Source organism: Streptomyces sp. WELS2, assembly GCF_013870595.1.
GTDB lineage: Bacteria > Actinomycetota > Actinomycetes > Streptomycetales > Streptomycetaceae > Streptomyces.
On sequence record NZ_JACBWZ010001136.1, the window covers coordinates 1 to 1667 of the forward strand.

Consider the following 1667-nt stretch of genomic DNA (forward strand, 5'->3'; position numbering starts at 1 on the left):
CGGGCTTCCGGGCGCGGTGCTGTACGAGCTGCACGTGGGCACGTACACCCGCGAGGGCACCCTGGACGCCGCCGCGGCCCGGCTGGAACACCTGGTGGAACTGGGTGTCACGCACGTGGAGTTGATGCCGCTGTGCCCTTTCCCGGGGCGGCACGGCTGGGGCTACGAGGGGGTGTCGCTGTGGGCGGTGCACGAGCCGTACGGCGGCCCGGAGGCGCTGAAGCGGTTCGTGGACCGGGCGCATGAACTGGGGCTGGGCGTCGTCCTGGATGTCGTCCACAACCACTTGGGCCCGTCGGGCAATTATCTGCCGCGCTTCGGGCCGTACTTCACGGACACGCACACCACCCCCTGGGGCTCGGCGGTGAACCTGGACGCGCCCGGCTCGGACGAGGTGCGGGCGTTCCTCGTCGGCAGCGCGCTGGCGTGGCTGCGGGACTACCGGATCGACGGGCTCCGGCTGGACGCGGTGCACGCGCTGTACGACACGCGCGCGTGCCACTTCCTGGAGGAGCTCTCGGCGGCCGTGGACGCCCTGGCCGGGGAGGTGGGCAGGCCGCTGTTCCTGATCGCCGAGTCGGACTTGAACAACCCGCGGTTCATCACCCGGCGCGAGGAGAACGGGCTCGGCCTGCACGCGCAGTGGAACGACGACTTCCATCACGCCCTGCACACCGCGCTGACCGGCGAGTCCCAGGGCTACTACGCCGACTTCGCGCGGAAGCCGTTCGCCGCGCTCGCCAAGACGCTCACCGGCGGCTACTTCCACGACGGCACGTACTCGTCGTTCCGGGGCCGGCACCACGGCCGTCCGCTGGACCGCACGCGAGTGGCCGGGCACCGGCTGCTCGGCTACAGCCAGACCCACGACCAGATCGGCAACCGCGCCCAGGGCGACCGGCTCACCGCGCTGCTCTCCCCCGGCCTGCTGGCCTGCGCGGCCACGCTGACGCTGACCGCGCCGTTCACACCGATGCTGTTCATGGGCGAGGAGTGGGCGGCGGGCACGCCCTGGCAGTTCTTTACCGACCACACCGATCCCGGGCTGGCCGAGGCGGTCAGGCAGGGCAGGCGGCGGGAGTTCGCGGAGCACGGCTGGGCCGAGGAGGACGTACCGGACCCGCAGGACCCGGCGACCCGGGAGCGGTCCTGCCTGGACTGGTCGGAGCCGGAACGCGAGCCGCACGCGCGCGTGCTGGCCTGGTACCGGCGGCTGATCGCGCTGCGCCACGCCCAGCCCGACCTCACCGACCCCGACCTCGCCGCCACGCGGGTGGCCTACGACGAGGAGGCCCGCTGGCTGGCCTTCCGGCGCGGGGACGTACGGGTGGCGGTGAACCTCGGCAAGCGGACCGCGGCGATCCCGCTGGGCACCGGCCGGGTGGAGGTCCTGGCGGCCTGGGAGCCGGTGCCGGCGCCGGGCCCGGACGGTCTGCTCCAGGTCCCCGGCGAGTCCTGCGTGGTCCTGACCCGGCCCTGAGCCCCCGGCGGCTTCCCCGGGGTTCCGGCCGACGGGACCCCGGGACTCCGGTCTGCGCGGCCGCCCCTGCCCGCCCGAGGTCCCGGCCGGGTCCTGGCTTCTCGGGGCTCGGGCCCCGGGTTCCCGGCTTTCGGCCCCCGGGATCCCCGGCTATCCCCGGGACTCCGGCCCGCAGGGGCCCCGCGTG

General features: G+C 74.4%; 1 protein-coding gene. It reads left to right on the forward strand.

Features of this window, described 5'->3' with window-relative positions; genetic code table 11:
- Window positions 1-1480, forward strand: a 1480-nt coding sequence (treZ, locus tag H5J33_RS34370; protein ID WP_181798578.1) for a malto-oligosyltrehalose trehalohydrolase, incomplete at its 5' end; no start/stop codon positions are given.
- Between the last annotated feature and the right edge of the window lie 187 nt (window positions 1481-1667).